The organism is Polaribacter sp. Hel_I_88, assembly GCF_000687935.1.
GTDB lineage: Bacteria > Bacteroidota > Bacteroidia > Flavobacteriales > Flavobacteriaceae > Polaribacter.
Map to the genome: position 1 here is coordinate 3,962,092 of NZ_JHZZ01000001.1, position 20,409 is coordinate 3,982,500.

The 20,409-nt window shown below is 29.5% G+C and carries 19 protein-coding genes and 1 tRNA gene (1 of these 20 only partly in view); 12 read left to right on the forward strand and 8 right to left on the reverse strand.

Features of this window, described 5'->3' with window-relative positions; translation table 11 throughout:
* From P161_RS18875 to P161_RS19615, 7 genes are all read left to right on the forward strand, one after another.
* Complete coding sequence (locus P161_RS18875; protein ID WP_051605797.1) at window positions 1-1,281, forward strand: restriction endonuclease subunit S; 1,281 nt, start codon at window positions 1-3, stop codon at window positions 1,279-1,281.
* Window positions 1,282-1,328: 47 nt separating this feature from the next.
* A complete protein-coding gene (locus tag P161_RS0117660) occupies window positions 1,329-4,301 on the forward strand; it encodes a DEAD/DEAH box helicase family protein (RefSeq protein ID WP_026778207.1) in 2,973 nt (990 codons plus the stop codon).
* Window positions 4,302-4,508: 207 nt separating this feature from the next.
* Window positions 4,509-5,078 (forward strand): hypothetical protein, encoded by a 570-nt coding sequence (locus P161_RS0117665; RefSeq protein ID WP_026778208.1) that lies wholly within the window; start codon window positions 4,509-4,511, stop codon window positions 5,076-5,078.
* Window position 5,079: 1 nt separating this feature from the next.
* Window positions 5,080-5,550, forward strand: a complete 471-nt coding sequence (locus tag P161_RS0117670; RefSeq protein ID WP_026778209.1) for a helix-turn-helix transcriptional regulator — start codon at window positions 5,080-5,082, stop codon at window positions 5,548-5,550.
* Between the two features lie 7 nt (window positions 5,551-5,557).
* Window positions 5,558-5,992: a hypothetical protein gene (locus P161_RS0117675; protein ID WP_026778210.1), complete on the forward strand. Its 435-nt coding sequence runs from the start codon at window positions 5,558-5,560 to the stop codon at window positions 5,990-5,992.
* Between the two features lie 319 nt (window positions 5,993-6,311).
* Window positions 6,312-6,384, forward strand: a tRNA-Gly gene (locus tag P161_RS0117680).
* Between the two features lie 324 nt (window positions 6,385-6,708).
* A complete protein-coding gene (locus tag P161_RS19615) occupies window positions 6,709-6,846 on the forward strand; it encodes a hypothetical protein (protein WP_155810498.1) in 138 nt (45 codons plus the stop codon).
* A 259-nt stretch (window positions 6,847-7,105) separates the two neighbouring features.
* Here P161_RS19615 and P161_RS0117690 read toward each other — a convergent pair whose 3' ends face one another.
* Window positions 7,106-7,702 carry a rhomboid family intramembrane serine protease gene (locus P161_RS0117690; RefSeq protein ID WP_231494766.1) on the reverse strand — a complete coding sequence of 199 codons (597 nt, stop codon included), beginning with the start codon at window positions 7,700-7,702 and terminating at the stop codon, window positions 7,106-7,108.
* A gap of 141 nt (window positions 7,703-7,843) precedes the next feature.
* On the opposite strand from P161_RS0117690, the gene P161_RS0117695 reads away from it, so the two are divergent.
* On the forward strand, window positions 7,844-8,752 hold the full coding sequence (locus P161_RS0117695) for a lysophospholipid acyltransferase family protein (RefSeq protein ID WP_026778212.1): 909 nt from the start codon (window positions 7,844-7,846) through the stop codon (window positions 8,750-8,752).
* Between the two features lie 155 nt (window positions 8,753-8,907).
* On the forward strand, window positions 8,908-9,828 hold the full coding sequence (locus P161_RS0117700; RefSeq protein ID WP_026778213.1) for a lysophospholipid acyltransferase family protein: 921 nt from the start codon (window positions 8,908-8,910) through the stop codon (window positions 9,826-9,828).
* On the opposite strand, the gene P161_RS0117705 is transcribed toward P161_RS0117700, so the two are convergent.
* Genes P161_RS0117705 through glmM form a run of 3 tightly spaced genes read right to left on the reverse strand, consistent with a single transcriptional unit; the run spans window position 9,806 to window position 13,501 of the window.
* The gene (locus P161_RS0117705; RefSeq protein ID WP_026778214.1) at window positions 9,806-11,275 is read right to left on the reverse strand and encodes an aminotransferase class V-fold PLP-dependent enzyme; all 1,470 of its coding nucleotides are present in this window, start codon (window positions 11,273-11,275) and stop codon (window positions 9,806-9,808) included. The genes P161_RS0117700 and P161_RS0117705 overlap by 23 nt on opposite strands.
* On the reverse strand, window positions 11,275-12,105 hold the full coding sequence (locus P161_RS0117710; RefSeq protein ID WP_231494767.1) for a hypothetical protein: 831 nt from the start codon (window positions 12,103-12,105) through the stop codon (window positions 11,275-11,277). The genes P161_RS0117705 and P161_RS0117710 overlap by 1 nt, the downstream gene beginning before the upstream one ends.
* Before the next feature lie 4 nt (window positions 12,106-12,109).
* On the reverse strand, window positions 12,110-13,501 hold the full coding sequence (gene glmM / locus P161_RS0117715) for a phosphoglucosamine mutase (RefSeq protein ID WP_026778216.1): 1,392 nt from the start codon (window positions 13,499-13,501) through the stop codon (window positions 12,110-12,112).
* Window positions 13,502-13,649: 148 nt separating this feature from the next.
* On the opposite strand from glmM, the gene P161_RS0117720 reads away from it, so the two are divergent.
* On the forward strand, window positions 13,650-14,426 hold the full coding sequence (locus P161_RS0117720; RefSeq protein WP_026778217.1) for a DUF6090 family protein: 777 nt from the start codon (window positions 13,650-13,652) through the stop codon (window positions 14,424-14,426).
* Between the two features lie 74 nt (window positions 14,427-14,500).
* Here P161_RS0117720 and P161_RS0117725 read toward each other — a convergent pair whose 3' ends face one another.
* Both P161_RS0117725 and rpsA read right to left on the reverse strand, forming a co-directional pair.
* Window positions 14,501-15,844, reverse strand: a complete 1,344-nt coding sequence (locus P161_RS0117725; RefSeq protein ID WP_026778218.1) for a Xaa-Pro peptidase family protein — start codon at window positions 15,842-15,844, stop codon at window positions 14,501-14,503.
* 157 nt (window positions 15,845-16,001) lie between these two features.
* Window positions 16,002-17,837 (reverse strand): 30S ribosomal protein S1, encoded by a 1,836-nt coding sequence (gene rpsA, locus P161_RS0117730; RefSeq protein ID WP_026778219.1) that lies wholly within the window; start codon window positions 17,835-17,837, stop codon window positions 16,002-16,004.
* A 215-nt stretch (window positions 17,838-18,052) separates the two neighbouring features.
* Here rpsA and P161_RS0117735 point away from each other — a divergent pair, with 215 nt between their 5' ends.
* Window positions 18,053-18,505: a RidA family protein gene (locus P161_RS0117735; RefSeq protein ID WP_026778220.1), complete on the forward strand. Its 453-nt coding sequence runs from the start codon at window positions 18,053-18,055 to the stop codon at window positions 18,503-18,505.
* 3 nt (window positions 18,506-18,508) lie between these two features.
* The gene (locus tag P161_RS0117740; protein WP_026778221.1) at window positions 18,509-19,138 is read left to right on the forward strand and encodes a 7-carboxy-7-deazaguanine synthase QueE; all 630 of its coding nucleotides are present in this window, start codon (window positions 18,509-18,511) and stop codon (window positions 19,136-19,138) included.
* A 239-nt stretch (window positions 19,139-19,377) separates the two neighbouring features.
* Here the strand turns inward: P161_RS0117740 and cmk are convergent, their stop codons facing one another.
* Both cmk and porQ read right to left on the reverse strand, forming a co-directional pair.
* Window positions 19,378-20,067 carry a (d)CMP kinase gene (cmk, locus tag P161_RS0117745; RefSeq protein ID WP_026778222.1) on the reverse strand — a complete coding sequence of 230 codons (690 nt, stop codon included), beginning with the start codon at window positions 20,065-20,067 and terminating at the stop codon, window positions 19,378-19,380.
* Window positions 20,067-20,409, reverse strand: the final stretch of a protein-coding gene (gene porQ, locus P161_RS0117750; protein WP_026778223.1) for a type IX secretion system protein PorQ. Its footprint extends 680 nt past the window's final position; only the last 343 of its 1,023 coding nucleotides appear in the window; the start codon falls outside the window, past its right edge — the gene reads right to left on this strand; it ends in the stop codon at window positions 20,067-20,069. Before porQ ends, cmk begins: the two co-directional genes overlap by 1 nt.

Genomic DNA, 20,409 nt, shown 5'->3' on the forward strand with positions numbered 1-20,409 from the left:
ATGGAAAAATACACGTATAAAGATAGCGGAATTGAGTGGTTGAGTGAAATTCCCACACATTGGAAAGTAAAAAGACTTTCTAATATATGTGATTTTGTTAGAGGAAATTCTGGATTTGGTAAAAATGATTTACTTACTGAAGGTAAATACGTTGCCTTACAATATGGAAAAACATACAATGTCCAAGAAGTTAATGAGCAATTTAAGTTTTATGTAAATGATAATTTTTATAAAAATTCTCAAATAGTAAATTATGGTGATGTCATTTTTGTTTCGACTTCAGAAACAATTGAAGATTTAGGACATTCAGTTTTTTACAATAGAAATGATATAGGGTTAATAGGTGGTGAACAAATTGTATTGAAACCTAACAGAAATATTTTAGATAGTAAATATTTATTTTATTCTTCAAAAGTGTTTGGAAAAGAATTGAAAAAATTTGCCACAGGAATAAAAGTTTTTAGATTTGATACATACGATTTAAAAACAATTTATAACCCACTACCTCCAAAACAAGAACAAATTGCAATTGCTACTTATTTAGATGAAGCTTGCAAACGTTTGGATAGAATTATTGCAATTAAAGAAGCGCAAATTGATAAACTAACAAAAAATCAAAAGACTAAAATTATTCACTTTTTAACAAAAGGAGCAAAAATAGATTCAAAATTAAAAAATGCTGGCATCAATTGGATGGATAAAATGCCTGTTCATTGGAGAAGAAAAAGATTAAAAGATATTGTTAATTTGAAAAGTGGAGATACAATTACTTCAACTAGCATTGGAAAAACTGGAGATTATCCTGTTTATGGTGGAAATGGATTAAGAGGTTTTACAAATAATTTTACACATGAAGGCTATTTTCCATTAATAGGAAGACAAGGTGCATTATGTGGCAATATTAATTATGCTAATGATAAATTTTTCGCATCTGAGCATGCAGTTGTAGCAACTCCAATATTAAAATGTGATGTTTATTGGATAGGAGAATTAATGAGATTAATGGATTTAAATCAATATTCAAATGCAGCTGCACAACCTGGTTTATCAGTAGAAAGATTAAAACAATTATATATTCCTTTACCACCTATAAAAGAACAAATAGAAATCTCTGAAGTAATTAGAAAATTAACCGAAAAAAACTTTAATCTAAAAAAGAATCTAAAATCCCAAATCAAAACGTTAAAAGCCTATCGTAAAAGTTTAATTCACGAATGTGTTACAGGTAAAAAACAAGTGGCAACTATTGCATCAAAAAAGAAAGAAAAAGCAAGTGTATAAAAAGTAAAAATTGGTAAAGTTGTTGTTTATCACCTAAAAAAAATTGTATGCCAAGTAATAAAGAAACCTTATTTCAAAATCATATTGCCAACTATTTGCAAAACAAACATAGGTATGTTGTTTTACAAAAAGAAACTGTTGTAGATAAGAATTATCATATTATAGAAGCACAATTAATTGATTTTATAACAACTACACAACCAGAAAAATATGCCACTTTACAAGAAAATTTTGGAACGGATGCCAATTTAGAAATCTTAAAAGCACTTAAAGAAACCCTTGTAAAAACACAATTGTGGCTTATTTTAAGAAATGGCTTAACTGTAAGAGGCACAAAAATAGAACTCTACAAACCAAAACCACGCTCTACAAAAAGCGCACAACAACTTGCAAATTATCACAAAAATAGTTTGTGTTACAAAACAGAATACCAATACAACCCACTAACCAAAGAACGCATAGATTTGGTAATTTGGTTAAATGGTTTGCCAATTATTGTTACAGAAATTAAGCACGAAGATGAAGGGCAAAATGCAAACGATGCCATTTACAGCAGTTTTTTAAACCGAGATTTAGAAAACAACCTCTACAAAATGCCTTTTATGTATATGGCTTTAACTGATTTAGAAGCCAAAGTGGCTACCAACCCAACCCATGCTAAAAACTTTTTGTGGTTTAATGCACAATTAATTAATAAAGCAGAAACTGTTGGCGAATTTCCTACAGAACACGTGTATAAATATGCGTTTTCTAAAGAAAATATCGTAAAATATATAGAGCATTATTTGGTTTTTGTGCCTGCTGATGAAAAAATAAATGAAGCTGGAATTTTAGAAAAACGAAATGCGTTTACTATTTTTCCTAGATATCATCAATTTAGAACCAGCAAAAATTTAGCAGAAGATGTAAAAAAACTGGTAGCAGAAAAACGCAGTTTGGGTAAAAAGTATTTGATTAATCATTCTGCAGGTTCTGGCAAAACCTTAACCATTGCTTGGATGGCAGATTTGTTAGATAGTTTGCATACAGCAGACAATAAAAAGATTTTTGATAACATTATTATTTTAACGGATAGAAAAGCGTTAGACAAAAATGTAAAAGACGATTTAAAACTCTTTGCACATTTAGCAAACAAAGTCAACTTCGCCAAAAAGTCTAAAGATTTAGCCGATTTTTTAGATAAAGACAAAGATATTATCGTTTCTACAGTGCATAAATTTGGGCACATTCAAGAAAAATTGAAAAAGGATGCCATTTTAAAAGATAGAAATGTCGCTTTTTTAATTGATGAAGCACACAGATCTCAAGATGGTAAATTGGCATTAACCTATCGTTCTTTTTTTAATGATGATGATAATGATACAGAAAATGAAGATGATTTTAATGAAGATGAAAATATCAAGGAATTAGAAAAACTGAATATCAGCAATCAGATTTTTGTAGCATTTACAGCCACAACAACTCCAAAAACGGTATCGTTTTTTGGTGATCCTTTTGATGTATATAGTGAAGATGAAGCTATAAAAGAAGAATATATTTTAGATGTAGCACAAAATATATTTAGCTACCAAACCTTATATAATTTACGTTTAAAAGAAGAAATACCCACAAAAGATTTTCCTGTTGGTGTAGTTAGCAAAGCCTTAAAAACAATTGCTTACAATGATGCAGATTTAATACAATATAAATCTGGAGTTATTGTTAACTTTTTTGAAGAAAGAGTGGCAAAAACCATTAATGGAAAAGGAAAGGCAATGGTTGTAACTTCTTCTAGACCTGCAGGTTTGCAATTCTTTAAAAATATAAAAACCATTTTAGAAGAAAAAGAATTGCCTTACAAAGTGCTTTTTGCATTCAGTAATTTTCCTGACCCAACAACCAAAGAAACCATAGACGAAATAAAGTTGAATGCGTTAGATACCTTGCATCAACATAAAACCATAGAAGAAGTTTTTGAATTGCCAGAATATAGAATTTTGGTGGTGGCAAATAAATTTCAAACAGGTTTTGATCAACCTTTATTATCTGCCATGTTTTTAGACAAAGCTGTAAAAGGTGTAAATGCCATACAAACCGTTTCTCGATTAAATAGAAATCACAAAGAAAAAAAGCAAGAAGAAATACTTGTGGTAGATTTTACCAACAACTCACAAGAAATTTTTGATGCCTTTAATAAACATAGAAAAGGTACGCCTTACAAAGAAAAAGAACCAGACAAGCAATTATTAATTGATACTTACAATGAAATTGATGTGTTAGAAGTTTTTACCAATGAAGAAATTGAATTGTACATAAATGCGTATCTAGATTCAGAAAATGCTGCCAGAGAAAGAGATTCCGAAATTGATGCTTTAATGAGTAATCTAAATCAAGATTACAAAGCACTTTTTAGAAAACGAGTTCCTAATCTTGAAAATCAAAAAGAATATGTTGCTTTGTTAAGACGTTATGCTAAACTGTATTATTTTATAAGACAATTTTTTAAGTTTGATGATTTTCTGCATGATTTTGTAGTTTTTGCGGATGTGGTTGGTAATATGCTTATCAACAAAGGCAAAACTTCAGAGATGAATCAGCTGCTAAAAAAGGTAGAATTATCTAAAGGTGCCGTAAAATATATGGGCATGAAAACCAATTTACAAGTGGTAAAAGAGCCTAAAAAAACAGGTTTAAAAATTGGTGGATCTGGAAATACACCCACAAGAACTACCATAGAATTAGCTTTAGAACAAATTGAAGAGAAATACCAAATATCTAAAGAAGATGCTATTGTTATTAAAGAAATTTGCCAAGAAGTTTCTAATGATTATGACATTAAAGAACGTGTTTTAGCCAATAAAGAGAACGAAAATTATTTAAAAACAAGTGCAACACCAACAGTAAAACAAAAAGTTAGAGATAAATATATAGAACGTGAGCAAATTGCTAAATTAGATGATCCTTTATATTCTCAAAGAGGTGGTATTATTTCTTTAATGGGTAGAGCTATTATTGAAAATATAATATCTTTTGCTGGGTAATTTATAAAAATGTTTATATAGTTTCGTCTTTGCGAGGTACGAAGCAATTTTTTATTTAATATATATAAAGTTGCTTTGAAAAACAGTAAATTAAATAAACAGATTGCTTCAGTTATACTTCTTTAGCAAAGACAGAAAGTAAAATTATTCAATTTAAAACGTATATTTACAAAAAATAGTTAAAAAATAAACCTATAGGTTAATTATATGAAAATATTTAGTACATTTGACGAACAGTATCAAGGCGTTTACTTGGCACGTTTTGTTGACTGTAACTTTTATAACACACCTTTAGACTATGAAACAGAACTCCATAAAGTACAGGATCAACTTCAAAATCCAACATATGTGCGAAATTTCATTAAATCTTCTCAATCTGGTTGGAAACAAGGTAAATTTAAAGATAAACTTTTATCATTTTTAGCAATTAATGTTTTAGAAGAAGCAGGTGATTTATTTGATAAACTTATTTTCTTAAAAAAAGAATCACAAAAGGGTGATTGTTTTGAACTATTATTTGATGAATTTGTAGAACTTTCTAAACGAGAAATTTATGATGATCCTGGAAGACGAAAAATGTATACTTACGATTTTAAATCTTTATTACGTTTGTATGGTATTCGTTTAGGAAATAATGCTATAATTATAACAGGAGTTGGCATAAAGTTAGTTGGTGCTATGCAAGATTGCGAAGCATTACAATTAGAGCTTAATAAAATGAACTACTTAAAAAAGTGGTTACAAGAAAAAAATATAACAGACTGCATACAATTTTAAAATGAGCAAAAACTTAAATTCAATCGTTGAAAAAACTGCTACTCAATGGATAATAAGAGCAGAACAAGATTTAAAAAACAGAAGAAAAATAAAAAGAGCGCAGTTGTTTGCTTTAGATTTGATGGATTATATGGATGATAATCATCTAAAACAAACAGATGTTGCCAAATTAATGGACGTAACTCCACAGCAAGTAAATAAAATTTTAAGAGCAAAGGCAAATCTTACTTTTGAAACTTTAGACAAAATTGAGGAAGCTTTAGGCGTTACAATTTCTAACCCTAAAATTATGGTAGCTTCAAAAACAATATCATATAAAAAAATAGGTAAAAAAATGCAAGTTGTGCATAAAAACACAAACAGTAGTGTAAAAATTGAAGCGAATTCAAAATCAATAACCAATAAAAATCCTGTTTTAAAAACAACAATGGAAACTGCAAACGAATATTTATTTACTGCAGATCAAATTTAAAAGAATTATGACTTACAATCAACTTGGTTTTGCATTAACTGGTTTAAAAACAGTTTCTTTTGCGACTATAGATAGTGCTTATAAAAAAACAGGCGAAGCTAACCTAACTTCGGAGCTTAGTTTTGGCATAGATACAGATAAAAATAGTGTGTCTTGTTCTGTTAAGTTTTCTTTTGAGAAAAAAGTAAATCAGCCTTTTTTAATTATAGAAATTCAATCTTTATTTGAAATTGAAAAGAAAGATTTTAAAACGAAAGTAAAACAAAAAAATGATTCTTATTTAGTGACTAAAGATTTAGCCATTCATTTTGCAGTGTTAACTATTGGTGCTTCTAGAGGAGCATTACACGCAAAAACAGAAGGCACAATTTATAATGAATATTTGCTGCCTACAATTAATGTAAAAGAAATTATTGAGCAAGATATTATTTTTAATTTTTAACCCTTAAAACTTTTATGAAAAATTGTTTTTATTGATTTTTTTATAATCAACCAAATTAAAAATTTTATTTTTTTTAATACAATTGTAAAACTGATGAAATAAATAATACTATAAATAAAATTTTTTTGGTTGTTTTTAGAGTTAATTATTTGATTTAGTAATTGAAAGCTGCAAATTAACTTTAAAATATTTTTTATAAAAACAGGCTTTAAATTTAAACTTTATCTCCAAAAAAAAAATACGAATAAAAAATACCATTTTTTAATAATAATTTCTTGCAGAACTCAAAAATGATTCTATATTTGCATCTCTTTACCAAGCGAAAGTAGCTCAGTTGGTAGAGCGTCAGCCTTCCAAGCTGAATGTCGCCAGTTCGAACCTGGTCTTTCGCTCAAAAGACTTAATTAGAAATAATTAGGTCTTTTTTTATGCCTAAAATTTAATGAAATTACCAAAATTAAGGTGAGAAGTTTATATCGAGCTAAGTCGAGATGAACCTGGTCTTTCGCTCAAAAGACTTAATTAGAAATAATTAGGTCTTTTTTTATGCCTAAAATTTAATGAAATTACCAAAATTAAGGTGAGAAGTTTATATCGAGCTAAGTCGAGATGAACCTGGTCTTTCGCTCAAAAGACTTCATTAGAAATAATTAGGTCTTTTTTTATTTGTAAAATTTAAGATTTTTATGTTTATTTCTAAACAGTTTTCATAAAGTTTGTCATCCTGGAAGGATACAACTCACAGATATTCAAAGTTAATAGAGTTATTGGTTATTGGTTATTGGTTATTGGTTATTGGTTATTGGTTATTGGTTATTGGTTATTGGTTATTGGTTATTGGTTATTGGTTATAATTTTAAAAAAATAAATTCTTTACACTATTCCTACAAAACTTTAACACAATTCCCACACAGTTTGTCATCTTTAAAAAACCCCAATAAAAATGATAAAAGTGCTATTCGTTATTATTTGAAAAAGAAATTGCAAACCGATTTCTAAAAATTGAAGTATTGAATATCAACAAAATAAAGTTTTCTTTTCTCTTTTTTCTATATACTTTTTTCCAACTTCAATCTGCCAGCTTCCGGCTTCAAATAGTAAACATCAACCTCTTTACAAACTCTTTAATTTATCACCAAAAAGCAACAACAAAATAATAGGAACTGCCAATAAAATAACAAGTATTGTATTTGTAGTAAATAATATAGGAGTTAGTAGTAATGTGAATGCAAACCCACCAATAGTACCTCCTAAATGTGCTGCATGTCCAATATTGCCTACTTGTTTTTTCATTCCGTAAATGGAATATAATAAATAACCAACAGCAAAAATATACCCAGGGATTGGTATTGGAATAAAAAACAAATATAGTTCCATGCCTGGCACCAATAAAATTGACGCATATAAAATTCCAGAAACAGCCCCAGAAGCACCAACAGCGCTATAATAGGGTTCGTCTTTATGATAATGTAACGTATACAAACTGCCAGCTAATAAACTACCAAAATAAATGATTAAAAAATATAAACCTCCAAGTTTATGAGCAACTAAATCTCCAAACATATACAAAACATACATATTTAAAATTAGGTGCATCCAATCTACATGTAAAAACCCAGACGTTAACATTCTTATTTTTTCATCGCCTTTTACTCTACCAACTTGAAACTTAAATTTATCTAAAAAAGCATAGTCATCAAAGCCTTTCATAGAGAAAAGAACATTGGCTACGATTATAAGAATTACTATAGGGCTTGTACCATTTAACATCTTACAAACATAATAAAATCTCTTTGGTTTTACATTTCATTTTAAATATAAATATTGATATTTGTGCATCAAAATAAATGTATGCAATTTTTAATTTTTGCTTTGGTATATCCTTTTATTTGGTTGCTTTCCAAATTACCAATGCGTTTTTTATATATAATTTCTGATTTGCTTTACATCTTTGTATATCATGTGTTTAAATATCGTAAAACAGTTGTTTTTAATAATTTAAATTTAGTATTCCCAGAAAAATCATCCGAAGAAAAAAAACAAATTGCTAAAAAATTCTTTCGACACTTCACAGATTTATTTATGGAAACTATCAAAGCAATTTCCATCAGTAAAAAAGAAATTTTAAAACGCTACCAATATAAAAATCCTGAAGTTGCCCAAAAATTTATCAAAGAAGGAAAAAGTATTGCTTTTGTAAGCGCACATCAAGCAAATTGGGAATGGTTTGCAAGTGTACCATTAATGGTTAATTGTAGAGCAAGAGGTGCATACACGACTTTAGGAAACAAATATTTTGATAAAGTTGTAAGGGATTCTAGAGAACGTTTTGGTTTTGTTTGCTACGAATCTTCTAAAACTGTAAAAGCCTTTTATGAAGATTTTAAAACAAAAACACAAAGTATCTATTTGTTAATTAGCGACCAATCTCCACAATTAGAACATACTGTTTATTGGCAAGAATTTTTCGGGATTAAAGTACCTTTTCATGTGGGTGCAGAATCGCTTGCTAAAAAATTTGATTTAGTTGTGATGAATTGCGCTACTAAAAAATTAAAGAGAGGCTATTATGAAACCGAATTCACATTGATTTCAGACAAGCCCAAAGAAGTTAAAAACTACGAAATAACAGACAAGTACATTGCTCTTACTGAACAACTGATAAAAGAACAACCAGAATTTTATTTATGGTCTCACAAACGTTTTAAACACAGAAATAAGTTTGAGAAATGGAAAAAAATGAAAAAAATTAAAGATTAGTTCGTGGTTATTGGTTATTGGTTATTAATTATTTGTTATTTGTTATTTGGTCTAAAACTAAAAAATCAAACAAGAATAGCACCTTGATATTACAAAAAGTTTCTTTTTTACCTTTCTTAATTTTTAATCCGATATTTGCATTTAAATTATAATTGATGAATAAAATCGTTTTTTACTTAACCTATCCTTTAATTTGGCTGATTTCTAGATTGCCAATGTCTATCTTATATTTAATTTCAGACTTTTTTTATGTGCTTATCTATTACGTTTTTGGTTACAGAAAAAAAATAATCTTACAAAATATCTCTTATGCGTTTCCTAAAAAGACGGAAGAAGAAAAGCAAAAAATTGCTAAAAAATTCTACAAACATTTTACAGATATTATGATTGAGAGTATAAAATCATTCTCAATATCAGAAAAAGAAATTTTAAAACGCTACACGTATAAAAATCCTGAATTGGTTAATAAGTTCGCTAAAGAAGGAAAAAGTATTGCTTTGGTAAGCGCACATTTGGCCAATTGGGAATGGTCTATAAGTACACCTTTAGTTTTAGAAATCAATCTTTTTGGTGCATATAATAAATTAAGAAATGAAACCTTTGAAAAAACGTTAAGAGAAAGCAGAGAAAAGTTTGGAATAACAGGTGCAACCACTGCTAATTTTATAAAATTGATAAAATCTAATTTCGAGAATAATATTCAAGGTGCTTATATTTTATTAAGTGATCAATCTCCACATATCGAAAAAACGTTTCATTGGGGTACTTTTTTTGGCGTTAAAGTTCCTGTGCATACAGGTGCAGAAATGCTAGCTAAAAAGAATGATTTGGTTGTGATAAACTACCGAGCAAAAAAAATAAAAAGAGGATATTATGAAACTGATTTCGAATTAATTACAGACAATCCAAAAGAATATAAAGATTACGAAATTACAGATAAATTTTTACGAATTACTGAACGAAATATTACAGAACAACCAGAATATTATTTATGGTCTCACAATAGATTCAAACATAAAGATAGATATAAAGAATGGTTAAAACTTCAAGAAACTAAACAGCAAACCAAGAGCTAACCAACTCTTTTTCAATCGGTGCTATTGTTTTATGTACATAATCGTTTTTAATCGTATCGTATTTATAATCTTTAGCCCAATCTTCTATATTTTCTGATAATTCTTTTAGAGATTCACAAACAAATTCAAGTTCTTTCGTTGTAATTGTTGGGTGTAAAGACAAACGAACCCAACCTGGTTTTTGCGTATTGCAACCAGATAAAATTTCGCCTTTGATCCTGTTGGAAGTTTCTTGATTTACATTCAGTAGAAAATGCCCATAAGTTCCTGCACAAGAACAACCACCTCTTGTTTGCAATCCGAATTTATCATTTAGCAATTTTACCACTAAATTAAAGTGATATTTTTCGAAATAGAAAGAAAAAATACTCAATCTTTTCTTTTGGTTTGGTGCTAATATTTTAACACCAGCTAAGTTTTCTAAAGTTTTAAATACAACTTCGTTAATTTCGTCTTCTCTTTTTCTGATGTTTTCAGTTCCCATTTTTTCTTTCAACTGAATGGAAAGTGCAATTTTTATGGTTTGTAAAAAACCTGGTGTTCCACCATCTTCTCTAGTTTCAACATCATCAAAATAATCATGTTGTCCCCAAGGATTTGTGTAACTTACTGTGCCTCCTCCAGGATTATCTGGAACCGTATTTTTATATAATTTTTTATTAAAAATTAAAACACCTGAACTTCCAGGACCTCCTAAAAATTTATGTGGAGAAAAGAAAATAGCATCTAAATATTCCTCTTCTACTTTAGGATGCATATTAATATCTACATAAGGTGCACAACATGCAAAATCTACAAAACATAGCCCATTATAACTATGAATTAATTTGGCAACTTTATGATATTCCGTTTTTATACCAGTAACATTAGAACAAGAAGTTATCGAAGCAATTTTAATTGTACGATGTTCGTGTTTTTGGATACACTTTTCAAACTCTTTTAAGCATAACAAACCATCATCATCACAAGGCACAACTTCTACATCTGCAATAGTTTCTAACCAAGAAGTTTGATTTGAGTGATGCTCCATGTGAGAGACAAAAACAATAGGTCTTAAGTCTTCTGGAATGGTAGTATAATCTTTTAAATTTTCAGCAACTTTTAAACCTAAAATTCGTTGAAATTTATTCACAACACCTGTCATTCCTGAACCTGTTGTAATTAAAACATCATTGTCATTAGCATTTACATGACGTTTTATAATTTTTCTTGCTTCGTGATACGCCAAAGTCATAGCTGCTCCAGAAGTAGATGTTTCTGTATGCGTATTTGCAACAAAAGGTCCAAATTGATTTGCTATTTTTTCTTCAATGGGTCTGTATAACCTTCCACTTGCAGTCCAATCACAATACACCAAATTTTGTTCTCCAAAAGGAGATGTAAATGTTTGATCTATCCCAATAATATGGTTTCTAAATTGTGAAAAATACTGCTCTAAGTTATTCATTATATTCTAAATTTACCTCCAATTAAAATATTGTTCTGAAGAAAGAAAAAATCTTGAGAAGCACTATCTGATGCATTTGTGCTAATCTTTACGTTGGGCATATTTATATAACCCGCTTTTAAATCTGCTTGAATAAAAAAATGTTTTAAAAATGTAATATTTAAACCAGCACCTGCAGAGAGCCCAAAACCAGAAATATGGTAATCATCATGTCTTTCTTGCCCTAAAAGGGTTGTATCTGTCTTTGGATATAAAATACCAGCTCCAAAACCTTCTGTTATATTTATTTGAAAACTATCTGAATACAATCCAAACCACCTGCTTACATCATCAAAACGATATAACTGAACATTCACATAATTTAAACCATCAGTGTGTTCTAATCTTAAAAAATCTTCTGTTAATTGAATTTCTTGTCCTGTATAAACACCATTGTATGGATTATTTGCCAATGAAATTTCTCCATCAATAGTTACAAATTGATCATTATTAACAACATACTTCATATGATCTATACCAATAGAAATCGTGTAATTTTCTTTAAAAAAATACCCTATTCTTGCATTTGTTTGAGGTTTTGTTAAATTGGTAATTCCAAAATATTTGCTAAATGAAAATTTAGAAGGAGTATCCTGTGCTTTTACATCTCTTAATGTAAAATCGTAATTATTGCCTTTAAAACGAATATCTGAACCTGAGTAACTTGCCCAATTCCAACCCCAATAAGCAAAAAATTTACCTTTATTTACTACTTTTTTCTGCTTATCATTTTGAGAAAAAACGGCAGTTGATGATAAAAGTAATAGAAAAAAAAATGTTTTTATGTTCAAAATTTTATGCTATTATTTCTTTGATTTCATTGATAAACCTTACTGCCAGAGCATCTGCTGCCTCTTGAGACTTTGCTTCTGTATAAATTCTTATAATTGGCTCTGTGTTCGATTTTCTTAAATGAATCCATTCTTCAGCAAAATCAATTTTTACACCATCTATAGTATTTACATCTTCGTTTTTATAAGTTGATGCCATGGTTTCTAAAATTTTATCAACATCAATTTCTGGTGTTAATTGAATTTTATTTTTGCTCATAAAATAACTTGGATACGAATCTCTTAACGTTTTACAAGATACTTTTTCATGTGCTAAATGCGATAAAAACAAAGCAACACCCACCAAAGAATCACGTCCATAATGTGAAGCAGGATAAATGATTCCTCCATTTCCTTCACCACCAATTACAGTATTAGTTTCTTTCATTTTGATCACCACATTTACTTCACCAACTGCGGATGCTGTATAGGTTCCACCATGTTTTTCGGTAACATCTCTCAAAGCTCTAGAAGAGGATAAGTTAGATACTGTATTTCCTCCTTTTAATCTTCCCAAAACATAATCTGCACAAGCTACCAACGTATATTCTTCTCCAAACATAGAACCATCTTCAGATACAATTGCTAATCTATCTACATCTGGATCTACCACAATTCCGAAATCTGCTTTTTCTTTAATAACTAGTTCAGAAATATCTGTTAAGTGTTCTTTTAAAGGTTCTGGATTGTGAGGAAATTGTCCATTTGGTGTACAATATAATTCTACACACTCAACATTTAATTCTTTTAATAAAGCAGGAATAAAAATTCCTCCTGTAGAATTTACACCATCAACCACAACCTTAAAGTTGGCTTTTTTAATGGCTTCTACATCTACCAATTCCAAGTCTAAAACTTCTTGAATATGTTTATGTAAATACGTGTTGTTTTTTGAGTAAGTTCCTAAATCATCTACTTCTGCAAATGAAAAATCCTCGCTTTCAGCTAATGCTAAAATTTGTTCTCCTTCTGCACCGTTTAAAAACTCTCCTTTTTCATTTAATAATTTTAACGCGTTCCATTGTTTTGGATTGTGAGATGCTGTTAAAATTATACCTCCATCTGCATTTTCTAAAGGCACAGCAACTTCTACTGTTGGTGTGGTTGATAAACCTAAATCTACAACATCAATTCCTAAACCAACTAAAGTATTGGCTACTAAACTAGAAATCATTTTACCAGAAATACGTGCATCTCTTCCAACAACTACTGTTAATTGGGTTTTGTTTGGATTTCTTGCTTTTATAAACGCTCCATAAGCTGATGCAAATTTTACTGCGTCTATAGGTGTTAAATTATCAGCAGTTTTTCCGCCAATGGTACCTCTAATTCCTGATATTGATTTTATTAATGTCATTCTTTTATTTTTTCACGGCAAAGATAAAATATTTCAAGTGATTTTTTTTGAAATACGGCTAGTATTAAACATCAATTTATAAAACCACTAACTTTTTCATTTATAATAGTTTATATTTTTTTATCTTTAAACACCTAACCAAACTACCATGATTCAACTATTCAAAAAAATAAGAAGAAAACTTCTTATTGAAAAACGTCTTAGCAATTATTTATTCTATGCAATTGGCGAAGTTTTTTTAGTTGTTATTGGTATTATGCTTGCCATTCAGTTTAGTAATTGGAATGATAAAAGAAGCGAAGTAAAAAAAGAAATTTGGTATTTAGATAATATCGCTGATGATATGTTTTATCAAAAAAATGGGTTGCTAGATCTAAAAATAAGTTTCGAAGAAACACTTATAGTTTCTAAAAACTTGCTATTAGAGTATAGTAAAACAAAAAGTTACGTAACTATTGATAGTTTATCTAAAAAACTAAATCAATTAATGCTTACGTACAATTACCCAAATATAGATAATACATACAGAGAATTACTGTCTTCTGGGCAAGTTTCGTTGATAGAAAATAAAGATTTATATTCTGAGGTGATTGGCTTTTATCTTTATACTTCTGAAATTGATTATCAATTTAAAACGAATGAAAACCGTGTTTTTTATGGTGAAGTATATTCCATTCTTATTAAATATTCGGAAATTGACTTGATAGATTACACCACAAATGAAGATTTATTATTTAAAGATGAAGAAGTACAAGATTTCATAAATTCGCAATTAAGTACTACAAAAGGAAAACAAGAACTTACAAACGCAATCAAAAATAAGATTATAATTGTATCTGATTATTTATTAACTGTTAATGAATCAATTGAAAATGTTGACAGAATGATTGCAGCTATAGATGATGAAATAGACACATTGAAATAAAACTAAAGTTTCACTTATTTCTCAATTACTAAATTAAAGATGATAAAATTCTTTAGAAAAATATACTCCAAAACTTATTTATTACTCGAAATTAAAATCAACTCTTCTTGTGGTTTTGTTAAATATCTAGCACCATCTTTTGTAACAACTGCCATTTCTTCTACAGAAATTGTTTTTTCAGAACCATCAGCAAGTTTCCAAGCATGAAAACCATCAAAAGCAAAAGTCATTCCTTCTTTTAATATTTTTTCTGATGCTGGCCTTACATGTGATGCTTGTGAACCTCCTAAATTCGGTCCAGCATCGTGTGCAACATAACCAACAGGATGTCCTGTACTCCACATTACATATTCCGATTTTGCTGCTGTCATTAAAACTCTTTGAGCTGCATCAACATCAACACCTTTAACTCCTGGTTGCATCGCTGCTAATGCTGCTCTGTTTCCAGCTTTACTACTTTCCCAATAATATTGAATGTCCTTTGGTGCTTTGGTTTCTCCGTCTTTTAAAACATAAGCAAAACGCTGTATATCAGAAACCCACCTATCATATACTTTAATTCCAAAATCAATTTGAATTACATCTCCTGGCATTATTACTTTATCAGTAGCATGAGAATGTCCTCTATCTGCACCAGAATTTACATTTGGATTCTGACTTGGTGCCCAACCATCTTTTACGCCATATTCAGCCATTTTTTGCTTTAAAAACTTGGCAATATCTGCGTCTGTAGATTTACCAGGAATTACCTGTTTGTAGGCTTCAATTTGAAAAGCTGCTGTTAACTGTGCTGCTCTAGTTAAAATTTCTACTTCTTCTGGTAATTTAATAGATAACCAATTATAAACGACGTCCGTTGATGAAACTAACTTGTTTTTATCATCATCCAAATATTCTTCTAATTCAATTCTTTGAGTATACGTTAAACCATCTGCTGTGGAGTTAGAGTCTGATGAATTAACAGCAATCATTTCAAAGTTTTGTTCTTTTATAAAATCAACAGCCATTTTTATTGCTGATGTTCCTCTTTCTACTGAAATTACTTTTTCATGAATATCTAATTCGTCTAATGCTTTAGATTCTCCTGAAGGCGAAAATACTAATGAGTGAAAACCTTTATTATCATTATAAAACAAAAAAGCTGCTGTGCCTCCAGCATTTTCTCCTCCTATATGATCTGCTAAAGGATCATTATTATTTTCTCTACAAATTACCAGCCAAGCATTTACATTTGCTTCTTTTAAAGCATTTGGTAATAATGTATTTATTCGTTTTTTACGTATTTCTGGCCATGGGTTTTCTCCCCAATAAGTTTCAGGGTTTATATGTTCTGTTGCTATCTCTTTTACTTTTTCATTGTTATTACATTGAATTAATATAAAAGCAAAAAATACTAAAGAAATATATTTAATTTTCATTAGGTTAGGTTTTCATCAAAGATAGTAAACAAAAAAAACCGTAGCAAATTGCTACGGTTTTTAGATATTATAAATATCGACTAGATATTAAGAATAAGTAAATTTGATACTGAAACATTTACCCTAAATTTAGTTCAGGAAGTTCAGCATAAGTAACTTATTTTTTCTTTTTTGATCCAGCTTCCATTTTTTCTTTTAAGGCTGCAAGACCTCCAATATCACCTAAAGTGGTTTTTTCTGCATCAGCTGATTTAGTAGCTTGTGCTTTGATATTTTTACGCTCTTGCTCTTTAAAGATAGATGTATGAGATACAACTACTCTTCTGTATTCTTTAGAGAATTCTAATACAATAAATTTCAAAGTTTCACCTTTGCTTAATTTAGAACCATCTTCTTTTTCTAAGAATCTACTTGGTGCAAAACCTTCTACTCCATCATCAAAAGTAATTACTGCTCCTTTATCATTCTTATCTTTTACAAGACCTTCGTGAATAGAACCAATTTCATACGTTTCTTCATGAGCATCCCAAGGATTGTCTTGAGTTTGTTTATGACCTAAGTTTAATTTTCTGTTTTCTACATCTAATTCAAGAACTTGAACTTCTAATTGCTGCCCAACAGTTACAAAATCTGATGGATGCTTTACTTTCTTAGTCCAAGATAAATCAGAGATATATACTAAACCATCAATTCCTTCTTCTAACTCAACAAAAACACCAAAGTTTGTGTAATTTCTTACAGTACCTGTATGTGTTGAACCAACTGGGAATTTAGTGGTAATATCTGTCCAAGGATCTGGGTGTAATTGTTTGATACCAAGAGACATTTTTCTATCTTCTCTATCTAAAGTTAAAATTTGAGCTTCAACTTTATCACCAACTTTTACGAAATCTTGTGCAGAACGTAAGTGCGTTGACCAAGACATTTCACTTACGTGAATTAATCCTTCTACTCCTTGCTCTACTTCTACAAATGCACCATAATCTGCAATTACTACAACTTCTCCAGTAACTTTATCACCAATTTTTAAATCGCTGTTTAAAGCTTCCCAAGGATGAGCAGATAATTGTTTTAAACCTAATTGAATTCTAGATTTGTTATCATCAAAGTCTAAAATTACAACGTTTAATTTTTGATCTAATTCAACAACCTCATTTGGATGATTAATTCTAGACCAAGATAAATCTGTAATATGTACTAAACCATCTACACCACCTAAATCTACAAACACACCATAAGAGGTAATGTTTTTAACAACACCTTCTAATACTTGTCCTTTTTCTAGTTGACCAATGATTTCTTTTTTCTGTAATTCAATATCAGCTTCAATAAGCGCTTTATGAGATACAACAACGTTTTTAAATTCGTGGTTGATTTTAACAACTTTAAATTCCATTGTTTTCTCAACATACTGATCGTAATCTCTAATTGGCTTCACATCAATTTGAGAACCTGGTAAAAATGCCTCAATTCCGAAAACATCTACAATCATACCACCTCTAGTTCTGCATTTAACAAATCCGTTAACTACTTCACCAGTTTCGTGCGCATTGTTTACTCTTTCCCAAGCTTTAATTACTCTTGCTTTTCTGTGAGATAATACTAATTGACCAGAAGAATCTTCTCTTTTATCTACTAATACTTCTACAGTATCTCCTTCAGCTAAACCTTGATTGTAACGAAATTCATTTAAAGAAATTACGCCTTCAGATTTAGAATTGATATCGATAATTGCGTCTCTGTCAGTAATTCTTACAACAGTTCCTTCAATTACATCGCTTTCATTTACAAAACCGATTGTTCCTTTTAAAGCTTCTTCAAACTCTTTTAATTTTTCTTCATCAACTTCATCAATACCTTGTTCGTATTTATGCCAGTTAAAATCCGCTAAAAATTGTTTAGGATCTTTTTGTGCTTCAACAGCTGGAGTTGCTGTTTCTTGTACTTCTGTAGCAACTACTTGCTCTTCAGTGTTTTTTGTTTCTTCAGACATTCCTGAAAATAATTTTTGTATCTTATTGTTTTACAGATTCTTAACAATTAAAACAGTAAGAGATGTTTTTATAAATTTTTGTTTATTTTTCCTTTTACGAATCTGTTAGTGTAAAAAGGAGTGCAAATTTACAAAAAATCATTGATTAATAACTACTTACACATAAAATATTTCTTTTTTATTCTGATTATATTTGTACTGAAAATCAAAACTTTATGAAAATAGCTTATAAATTTATATTATTCTTAGCGTTTGTGTTCCTCTTAGGATGTCGAAATGAATCAAAATCTATTGTAAAACATCATAAATCGCATGAAGAAAGTAGACAAAACGTTCCATTTTCAGATGCCGTTCAAGTTGATAATTTGTATTTTTTAACGGGGCAAATTGGGAAAGATCATACATTAGGAAAAATAGTTGAAAGTGGTATTGAAGCTGAAACCAAGCAAACGATTTTAAATATAGAAGCAGTTTTAAAACATCATAATTTAAATTTAAGTGATGTCGTAAAATGTACTGTAATTTTAGCTGATATCAATGATTTTTCTAAAATGAATGGAATTTATCGATCTTTTTTCAAGGAAAATCTACCTGCAAGAACTACATTTGCAGCCAATTTGGTAGCAGGTGCAAAAATTGAAATTGAAGTAGTTGCTGCAAGAAAGTAGATGATGGATAAAAATACACAAGATTTAGTTGATAAAGGAATTATGCTTCCGTTAATGGAAGAATTTTATACAATACAAGGTGAAGGTTCTCACACAGGAACTGCTGCTTATTTTATTAGAGTTGGTGGTTGTGATGTGGGTTGCCATTGGTGTGATGTTAAAGAAAGTTGGAACGCAGATTTGCACCCACCAACGTTGGCAGATACGATTGTAGAAAACGTTAAAAAGTTCGCAAATACTGTTGTAATTACTGGTGGTGAACCTTTAATGTGGTCTATGGATTATATTACAGATTTGCTTCAAAAAAATCATATTAAAACCCATATAGAAACTTCTGGAGCGTATTCTTTTTCTGGAAAATGGGATTGGTTTTGTCTTTCTCCAAAGAAGTCAAAATTACCTTTAGATGAAACTTATAGAGAAGCAGATGAGTTAAAAATGATTATTCATAATCAATCTGATTTTCTTTTTGCAGAAGAGCAAGCTGCAAAAGTGGGAAAAAAGTGTCAGTTATTTTTACAACCTGAATGGAGTAAAAAAGAAAAAATGACTGAACAAATTGTTGAATACGTAATGAAAAATCCAAAATGGAAAATCTCTTTACAGACACACAAATATTTGAATATTCCTTAAAAAAAGACTTTATATTAACTTTAGTATAATTTTTATTTGAAGCCATTTCCTGCTTTCACTACTCGCTTTTTTTATGTTGATAATATTTTAACAACAACTATCATCAATTAATAATTTGATTTTTTTATTAAGGTTTTAGAATATTTAATTAAGCATAAAAAAGAGCTCAAACAGTTAGCCTGTCTTGAGCTTGACGAAAGGCTCAATCAGGGCTAAACTTGTTTGTTAGCTATTAGATATTATGAAATTTTTCTATCTACTAAAGTACAAATTCGTTCAAATTGCTCATTAATCCCCATATCAGAATTATCAAATTCAATGGCATCATCAGCCTTTATCAAAGGAGAATCTTCTCTTGTAGAATCAATTCTATCACGTTCTTCTACATTAAATAAAATCTCTGCAAAAGTTACTTTATCACCTTTATCTAGTAATTCTTTATAACGTCTTGTTGCTCTTTTATTTGCAGAAGCTGTCATAAATAGTTTTAACTCAGCATCAGGAAAAACTACAGTTCCAATATCTCTACCATCCATAACAATTCCACCTTTGGCTCCCATTTGTTGTTGTTCTGCAACCAATTTCCTTCTAACTTCAGAAATAGTGGCGACTTTACTAACTAATTGAGAAACTTCTAATGTTCTTATTTCTTGCTCAACATTGACATCGTTTAAATACATTTCAGCAAAACCTAAATCCTCATTAAATTTAAAAGAAAGAGACACATCCTTAAGATTTGAAATTAATTTTTCTTTATCTAAAAAGTCATTTCCTACAAAATTATGCTGTTTAGCAAATAAGCTTACAGCTCTATACATTGCACCAGTATCAACATAAATATAATTATATTTTTTAGCAATCAATTTAGCAATGGTACTTTTTCCTGTAGATGAAAATCCATCAATTGCAATTGTAATTTTTTTATTCATTATCTTCTATTTAAATCCATTTCTAAACTAAAAGTGCTCGCATTTGTAGCAGTATGAAATTTAGAATACGCATAATTTAGTTTAAATCTATTCATTTTAATTCCAAATCCAAAAGAAATACCTCCAAAGGTTCGAACATTTTGTAATTTTAATTCTGCAGCTCTTCTAACATTATAACCTACTCTTAAATTAATAGCACTTTCAGGAAATAATTCTGCACCAACTACAAAATGTCTTAAAGCATTCCCAATAAAACCTATTTCTTGTTCAGTTACGTTACCTTCTAAATCCGTTGTTTGTTCAGAAGGATTTGGTTCAGAAACATCCCACTGTTGTAAATTA

Coding starts and splice junctions, on each gene's coding strand:
- cmk (WP_026778222.1), bottom strand. CDS start 20,067: ATGAATAAAAAAATTACAATTGCAATTGATGGATTTTCATCTACAGGA.
- P161_RS0117700 (WP_026778213.1), top strand. CDS start 8,908: ATGAATAAAATCGTTTTTTACTTAACCTATCCTTTAATTTGGCTGATT.
- P161_RS0117705 (WP_026778214.1), bottom strand. CDS start 11,275: ATGAATAACTTAGAGCAGTATTTTTCACAATTTAGAAACCATATTATT.
- P161_RS0117690 (WP_231494766.1), bottom strand. CDS start 7,702: ATGAAAGGCTTTGATGACTATGCTTTTTTAGATAAATTTAAGTTTCAA.
- glmM (WP_026778216.1), bottom strand. CDS start 13,501: ATGACATTAATAAAATCAATATCAGGAATTAGAGGTACCATTGGCGGA.
- P161_RS0117720 (WP_026778217.1), top strand. CDS start 13,650: ATGATTCAACTATTCAAAAAAATAAGAAGAAAACTTCTTATTGAAAAA.
- P161_RS0117660 (WP_026778207.1), top strand. CDS start 1,329: ATGCCAAGTAATAAAGAAACCTTATTTCAAAATCATATTGCCAACTAT.
- P161_RS0117670 (WP_026778209.1), top strand. CDS start 5,080: ATGAGCAAAAACTTAAATTCAATCGTTGAAAAAACTGCTACTCAATGG.
- rpsA (WP_026778219.1), bottom strand. CDS start 17,837: ATGTCTGAAGAAACAAAAAACACTGAAGAGCAAGTAGTTGCTACAGAA.
- P161_RS0117725 (WP_026778218.1), bottom strand. CDS start 15,844: ATGAAAATTAAATATATTTCTTTAGTATTTTTTGCTTTTATATTAATT.
- P161_RS0117740 (WP_026778221.1), top strand. CDS start 18,509: ATGGATAAAAATACACAAGATTTAGTTGATAAAGGAATTATGCTTCCG.
- P161_RS18875 (WP_051605797.1), top strand. CDS start 1: ATGGAAAAATACACGTATAAAGATAGCGGAATTGAGTGGTTGAGTGAA.
- P161_RS0117735 (WP_026778220.1), top strand. CDS start 18,053: ATGAAAATAGCTTATAAATTTATATTATTCTTAGCGTTTGTGTTCCTC.
- P161_RS0117665 (WP_026778208.1), top strand. CDS start 4,509: ATGAAAATATTTAGTACATTTGACGAACAGTATCAAGGCGTTTACTTG.
- P161_RS0117675 (WP_026778210.1), top strand. CDS start 5,558: ATGACTTACAATCAACTTGGTTTTGCATTAACTGGTTTAAAAACAGTT.
- P161_RS0117695 (WP_026778212.1), top strand. CDS start 7,844: ATGCAATTTTTAATTTTTGCTTTGGTATATCCTTTTATTTGGTTGCTT.